The organism is Streptosporangium sp. NPDC051023, assembly GCF_040689595.1.
Classification (GTDB): Bacteria; Actinomycetota; Actinomycetes; order Streptosporangiales; family Streptosporangiaceae; genus Streptosporangium.
In genome coordinates this window covers 1-6,068 of record NZ_JBFBCE010000176.1, presented here as the reverse complement: position 1 = coordinate 6,068, position 6,068 = coordinate 1, and the positions used below count along the sequence as shown (strand labels likewise).

9 protein-coding genes are annotated in these 6,068 nt (G+C 67.0%); 4 read left to right on the top strand and 5 right to left on the bottom strand.

Translation table 11 applies throughout. From position 1 onward, the window contains the following. Both AB0395_RS47445 and AB0395_RS47440 read left to right on the top strand, forming a co-directional pair. On the top strand, positions 1–252 hold a 252-nt coding region (locus AB0395_RS47445; protein WP_366294754.1), incomplete at its 5' end, for an ABC transporter permease. 123 nt (positions 253–375) lie between these two features. After that, positions 376–2,694, top strand: coding sequence for an excinuclease ABC subunit UvrA (locus AB0395_RS47440; protein WP_366294758.1), 2,319 nt, complete (start codon positions 376–378; stop codon positions 2,692–2,694). On the opposite strand, the gene AB0395_RS47435 is transcribed toward AB0395_RS47440, so the two are convergent. The 4 genes from AB0395_RS47435 to AB0395_RS47420 all read right to left on the bottom strand — a co-directional run bounded on the left by AB0395_RS47435 (position 2,691) and on the right by AB0395_RS47420 (position 4,011). Beyond that, positions 2,691–2,897 carry a BldC family transcriptional regulator gene (locus AB0395_RS47435; protein WP_366294757.1) on the bottom strand — a complete coding sequence of 69 codons (207 nt, stop codon included), beginning with the start codon at positions 2,895–2,897 and terminating at the stop codon, positions 2,691–2,693. The two genes, AB0395_RS47440 and AB0395_RS47435, sit on opposite strands and share 4 nt — an antisense overlap. Before the next feature lie 252 nt (positions 2,898–3,149). After that, positions 3,150–3,422 carry a hypothetical protein gene (locus tag AB0395_RS47430; RefSeq protein WP_366294752.1) on the bottom strand — a complete coding sequence of 91 codons (273 nt, stop codon included), beginning with the start codon at positions 3,420–3,422 and terminating at the stop codon, positions 3,150–3,152. Continuing rightward, positions 3,419–3,652, bottom strand: coding sequence for a hypothetical protein (locus AB0395_RS47425; protein WP_366294750.1), 234 nt, complete (start codon positions 3,650–3,652; stop codon positions 3,419–3,421). The genes AB0395_RS47430 and AB0395_RS47425 overlap by 4 nt, the downstream gene beginning before the upstream one ends. 131 nt (positions 3,653–3,783) lie before the next feature. Continuing rightward, positions 3,784–4,011, bottom strand: coding sequence for a hypothetical protein (locus AB0395_RS47420; protein ID WP_366294747.1), 228 nt, complete (start codon positions 4,009–4,011; stop codon positions 3,784–3,786). Positions 4,012–4,213: 202 nt separating this feature from the next. Here AB0395_RS47420 and AB0395_RS47415 point away from each other — a divergent pair, with 202 nt between their 5' ends. Beyond that, complete coding sequence (locus AB0395_RS47415) at positions 4,214–4,951, top strand: XRE family transcriptional regulator (RefSeq protein WP_366294745.1); 738 nt, start codon at positions 4,214–4,216, stop codon at positions 4,949–4,951. Continuing rightward, on the top strand, positions 4,948–5,442 hold the full coding sequence (locus AB0395_RS47410; RefSeq protein ID WP_366294743.1) for an NUDIX domain-containing protein: 495 nt from the start codon (positions 4,948–4,950) through the stop codon (positions 5,440–5,442). Before AB0395_RS47415 ends, AB0395_RS47410 begins: the two co-directional genes overlap by 4 nt. Before the next feature lie 164 nt (positions 5,443–5,606). On the opposite strand, the gene AB0395_RS47405 is transcribed toward AB0395_RS47410, so the two are convergent. Beyond that, on the bottom strand, positions 5,607–6,068 hold a 462-nt coding region (locus AB0395_RS47405), incomplete at its 5' end, for an amidohydrolase family protein (RefSeq protein ID WP_366294740.1).

Below are 6,068 nucleotides of genomic sequence, written 5' to 3'. Positions count from 1 at the left end.
TGGCCCGCCGGGTTCCTGTCCAGCGTCTTCGTCGACCCCGGCACGATGCCCGCGTGGCTCGGCGCCATCGCCGAGTGGAACCCGCTGTCGGTCACCGCGACGGCGGTCCGCGAGCTCTTCGGCACCCCCGGTTTCGGCGGCGGGTCGTGGATCGCCCAGCACGCGACGCCGATGGCGGTCGCGTGGCCGTTGCTGCTCACCGCGGTCTTCCTGCCTTTTTCCGTGCGGAAATACCGAGACCTACGGAAATGACGGGCTTCCCGCCCGGCGCCCCACGGCCCCGACGCCCCCACGACGCGGCCCCTCGGCACGGCCCCGAGGGCGTCACGCCGTGAGGAACACCTCGAAGAACGCCTCGTAGAACATCGTGAACCACTGAGCATCGAGGAGAGCACTCCCATTTACGGATCCATCGAAATCCGAGGCGCGCGAGAGAACAATCTCAAGAACGTCTCCCTCGACATCCCCAAACGAAAGATCACCGTTTTCACCGGTGTCTCGGGGTCGGGAAAGTCCTCGCTGGTCTTCGGCACGATCGCCGCCGAGTCGCAGCGGCTGATCAACGAGACGTTCACCGCCTTCATCCAGTCGCTGCTGCCCAAGTACGGCCAGCCCGAGGCCGACTCGCTGGCCAACCTCTCCGCCGCGATCATCGTCGACCAGCGGCGTCTCGGCGGGAACTCCCGCTCGACCGTCGGCACGGTCACCGACACCTCCACGATGCTCCGCACCCTCTACTCCCGCCTGGGCAGGCCGCACGTGGGCCACCCGAGCGCCCTGTCCTTCAACGACCCCCAGGGCATGTGCGCCGACTGCGAGGGGCTGGGCCAGGTCTCCACGATCAGTGTCGAGGCACTGGTCGACCGGGACAGATCGCTCAACGAGGGCGCCATCCTGTTTCCGGCCTTCGCCGTCGACTCCTGGTTCTGGAACATCTTCGCCCACTCGGGATTCTTCGACAACGACAGGAAACTGCGCGACTACACCGACGAGGAGTGGGACAAGCTGCTCAACGCCCCCGACGAGAAGATCAAACTCAGCAGTCTGGGCGGCACGATCAAATCCACCTACGAGGGCCTGATCCCCAAGTTCAGGCGCCTGTACCTGGCCAAGGAGTCCGAGCAGGCGCCCGCCAGTCTGCGGGCGGCCCTCGACCGGATCGTCACCCGGACCACCTGCCGGACCTGCGGCGGCGCCCGGTTGAACAAGGCGGCGCTCGACTGCCTGATCGACGGCAGGAACATCGCCGACTGTGCGGCGATGGAGGTGAGCGACCTGGCGGAGTTCGTCAGGGGCGTCCGGGAGCCGACCATGGCGCCGCTGGTCTCCGCCCTGGCCGCCAGGCTGGACAGCCTCACCCACATCGGCCTGGGCTACCTGAGCCTGAGCCGGGAGAGCGCGACCCTGTCGGGCGGTGAGTCGCAGCGCGTGAAGATGGTCCGCCATCTCGGATCCAGCCTGACCGACATGACCTACGTCTTCGACGAGCCCAGCGTCGGCCTGCACCCCCACGACGTGCACCGGCTCAACGAACTGCTCGTACGGCTGCGCGACAAGGGCAACACGGTCCTGGTCGTGGAGCACAAGCCGGAGGTCATCGCGATCGCCGACCACGTGGTCGACATGGGGCCGTACGCGGGCCGCGACGGCGGGGAGATCGTCTACCAGGGCGACCTCGCCGGGCTGCTGACCTCGGGCACCCTGACCGGCGACCACATGAGCCGCCACCAGGCGGTCAAGAACGAGCCCAGGAGACCCACCGGGGAACTGGTCATCGAGAACGCGAGCCTGCACAACCTGAAGGACGTGAGCGTGACGATCCCGCGAGGGGTCCTGACCGTGGTCACCGGTGTCGCGGGGTCCGGCAAGAGCTCGCTCGTCCTGGGCTGCGTGGCGGCGAGGTACCCGGAGGCCGTCGTCATCGACCAGAGCCTGGGACGGGGCTCGAAACGCTCGAACACCGCCACCTACACCGGCGTCCTCGACCCGATCCGCAAGGCGTTCGCCTCGGCGAACAAGGTGAGCGCCGCCCTGTTCAGCGCCAACTCCAAGGGCGCGTGTCCCGACTGCAAGGGACTGGGGATGATCTACACCGACCTCGCGCACCTGGACACGGTGGCCACCGTCTGCGAGTCCTGCGCCGGACGGCGCTTCACCGAGGAGGTCCTCGGCCACACCCTCAGGGGCAGGAACATCAGCGAGGTCTTCGGCTTCTCCGTGGTCGAGGCCGCCGAGTTCTTCACCGAGCGGACGATCCGCCCGGCCCTGCGAACCCTCGACGACGTCGGCCTGGGCTACATCACCCTCGGCCAGCCGCTGAGCACCCTGTCCGGCGGCGAGCGGCAGCGCCTCAAGCTCGCCGGCGAGCTGGGGAATCTCTCGAACGCCGCCTCACGGATCTATGTCCTGGACGAGCCGACGACCGGCCTGCACATGAACGACGTCGACAACCTCATCGGCCTGCTCGACCGCCTCGTGGACGGCGGAAGCACCGTGATCGTGATCGAGCACAACCTCGACGTCGTCTCCCGCGCCGACTGGGTCGTCGACATGGGCCCCGGCGCGGGCCACGAGGGAGGCACCGTCGTCTTCGAGGGCACCCCGGCGGACATGGCCACGGACAACCGTTCCGTCACCGGCTCCTACCTGTCGCGCCACCTTCGGCGCCCCGGGGTCGAGCCGGTCAGGAACTAACCGCTGCTCCGCAGGGCGTGAACCTCGCCTTCCCGGTAGCGGCGCTGCCCGCCCGGGGTCCGGAGGAACGTCAGCCTGCCCGCGTCCGCCCACCGGTTGACGGTCTTGGGATCGACGCCGAACAGCCTCGCGACCTCGCGCGGGGTCAGGAGCCGCTCGGCGGTGTCGGCGATGGCGAAGGTGCCGTCAGAGCTGATGACCATGATGGCGGTCACGGAGGATCTCCAGGTGGGACTCGGGGGCGAGGCGGTGTTCGGGCAAGGTGCCCGGCCAGGCGGGGGCTGTCTGGCCGGGCACCGGGGGCGCCGGTCCCCGAGGGTGTTGACCGGCGCGGAGCGGTTCCCCTTCCCCGGTGTCCCGGGAACCGCGAGGGGTGTGCGACCCGAGACCCTCCTTCCCGGGCCGCACGCAAGGTGGTACGGCGAGCGGGGAACTCCTCGCCCGCCGTACCGGCTTCAGAACCGCGGGAAGATGCGGGGTACGGCGGGCCGGGCGGGCGGATCGGGCAGAGCGGCCAGGATCTCCGCCTGCCGGACCAGCGCCTCGTCCAAGCGCTCGGCGGAGGGCTCCTTGATCAGGAAGTCGATGCCCGCCTCTCGCTCGCGTTTGTCAGGAACGCGACGACGGAAGGCGCTCCAGACCCGGATGCCGGAGTCGTAGGAGACGAACCAGCCGGGATGCGTCTGCCGTAGTTCGGCGAGCTGTTCCTTGTGGTCCGACGTCGTCATGCGGCCCTCCGGTGGGGGTAGGGGTGCTGTGGCGCGGCAGCGGACGCCTGGGAACGTGCGCCGCCTCGCCTGTCCTGGGTCACAGGGAGGGCGTGCCGGATGAAGGCCGTCTCCGCCTCGCGCATCCGCTCCGCCAGGCCCTCGGCGGTGTCGTCGGAGATGATCAGCGGTTCGGGCGTCGGCCAGGCCGCGAGGGCGTAGAACCGGCGCTGCCCCAAGCTGTAGAGCACGCTCCAGCTCTGACAGGTACGGTCCAGCAGTTCCGCTTCGGAACAAGCAGGGCCATCCCACAGGCGCCGGTACACCTTCGTGAGCGGCTGTCCGTAACGGTGCCGTCCGCAGCGACGGGACCGCCGCCCGATCACGAGGTCACCCGCGCGGTGGCCTGGCGGGCGATCTCCTCGTGGTGCTCGACAAGGGCTCGGATCTCGTCGAAGGTGTCGGCGTCCAGGTCCGGTTCGGCACCGGCCCGCCGCGCCACGATGGGAAAAGGGGTCTCGCGGAAGGCCCAGAACCGGCTTCTGTCGCTGAGGATCAGCCGCCAACCCGGGATGGTCGGCGAGGGCACAATGGCCCTACCATCATGCACGATCGCACCTCCATTGCGATCAAGGACCCGTTCCGGCGTCGCAACCGCCGGGCGGGTCCGCCTTATGAAATGGCGGCATGGTCAGCCGCGCACCCAGGGTCTCTTTCCATGTACGGACAGCACATCGACACTGCGAGACATCTACCGACAACTAGCCGACGAAGTTACGGCGATAAATGTCTGAAGCTGGCAGTATGACGGAATGGTGAATGAGCGCCTTCGCCGCGCGATCCACAGGGCCGGTCTCGACATTGCCCGGCTCGCCGAAGCTGCCGGGGTATCCGTCAAGAGTGTCGAGCGCTGGATCGGTGGTGACTCGGTCCCCTATCCGCGCACTCGATATCGCGTTGCGGCCATCCTTCAAGAAGACGAGAGCTACTTGTGGCCGGAAGCGGTCAATGGAGCCTCTCTGACCGGCGCGGAACTCGTGGCGACCTACCCGCGTCGTACCGATGTTCCCCGACACCTGTGGACCGAACTCCTACGCGCGTCCGAGCGCAGCATCGACCTACTCGCCTTCGCTGGCCTGTTCCTCACCGAGGAACATCCCGACTGGATACCGACCCTCATCGCCAAAGCCAATGCCGGTGCCCGGGTGCGGCTCCTCATTGGCGACCCTCAAGGTCACCAGCTCGCCTTCAGGGACGCCGAACATCGCATCAGCGGAGGTGTCGCCGGTCGAGTAGCCGCGGTCTTGGCCTACTACTCGCAACAGATGCCGCCAGCAGTAGAAATCCGCCTCCATGACACCCCGCTGTACAACAGCATCTACCGCTTTGACGATGAAATGCTGATCAACGTGCACGTGTACGGCATCCTTGCCGCATTCACTCCCACAATCCACATCCGACGCATGAACGGCGCATACTTCAACACCTATGTGGAGTCCTACGAACGGGTATGGGCATCAGCCAAACCCCTTGAGAGGGAGTCTCCGTGAGCAAAAAGTCCCGTAGGGTCGACTACTGGCAGGATCCCGAAGCGCCAAAACCCACCAGCCGCAAAGCCTCGGCGAGCGTGTTCGTCCGCGACGACGCCGGTGCACTGCTCCTGCTTCGCCGTACCGACAACGACCTGTGGACCATCCCCACGGGCGGCATCAAGACAGGCGAGACTGTCGCCGAGTGCGGCATCCGTGAGTGCCGCGAGGAAACCGGCCTTGAGATTGAAATCACAGGTCTTGTGGGGATCTTCTCCGACCCTGGACATGTGATCGTTTACATACACGGAGACAAGGTCGACGAGGTGCGACAGCCGATCAACGTTTGCCTACGAGGGCACGTGACGGGCGGCAAGATCCAGCCGGATCCTCGCGAATCCCGCGAAGTGCGATGGGTAGACCCGGGAGAACTCGACGGCTACGCGATCCACCCTGCTCTGCGACGGCGGATCGACTGGGGACTCCACCATCAAGATCCACACATAGGATGACACCTTCCAGGCAACACGACGCCCCGCCGGTCGGTGACCGGCGAGGCGTTCGCAGTTCTGGCACGTACGAGACGATTCCGCGTCCTCTACAACCGGTTTGCTCCAAACCCGTATCAGAGCGGGAACGCTACGAAGGTTTCTCAGTACCTTCGGTGTCGCAATAATCAAACAGCGCGGTCGAAGACGATCTCCCCGTCGAGGATGGTGAGGTCGACCTGGATGGCCGCGAAGTCGTGCGGGTCGGCCGCCCGCAGGTCACCGCCCAGGACGCACAGGTCCGCGATCTTGCCGACCTCGACGCTGCCCTTCCAGGACTCGGCGAAGTCCTGGCGGGCGGGGTTGATCGTGTAGGCGCGCAGGGCGGCCTCAAGGTCGACGCACTGTTCGGGACCGCTGACCTTGCCCGTCGCCTTGGACTCGCGCAGCATCATCGAGGCGACGGCCTGACGCCAGTTGGGCTCGGTGATCGGCGCGTCCGAGCTCGAGCAGACCGCGACCCCCGCCTCGACCGCGGAGCGGACCGGCCACTGGTACTCCGAGCGCGCCTTGCCGAGGATGTCGTCCATCATGTCGGCGGTCATCCACTTGATGCCCGGGTTCATGTTCACCGAGTAGCCGTGCGCGGC

Coding starts and splice junctions, on each gene's coding strand:
- AB0395_RS47435 (WP_366294757.1), bottom strand. CDS start 2,897: ATGGTCATCAGCTCTGACGGCACCTTCGCCATCGCCGACACCGCCGAG.
- AB0395_RS47430 (WP_366294752.1), bottom strand. CDS start 3,422: ATGACGACGTCGGACCACAAGGAACAGCTCGCCGAACTACGGCAGACG.
- AB0395_RS47415 (WP_366294745.1), top strand. CDS start 4,214: ATGGTGAATGAGCGCCTTCGCCGCGCGATCCACAGGGCCGGTCTCGAC.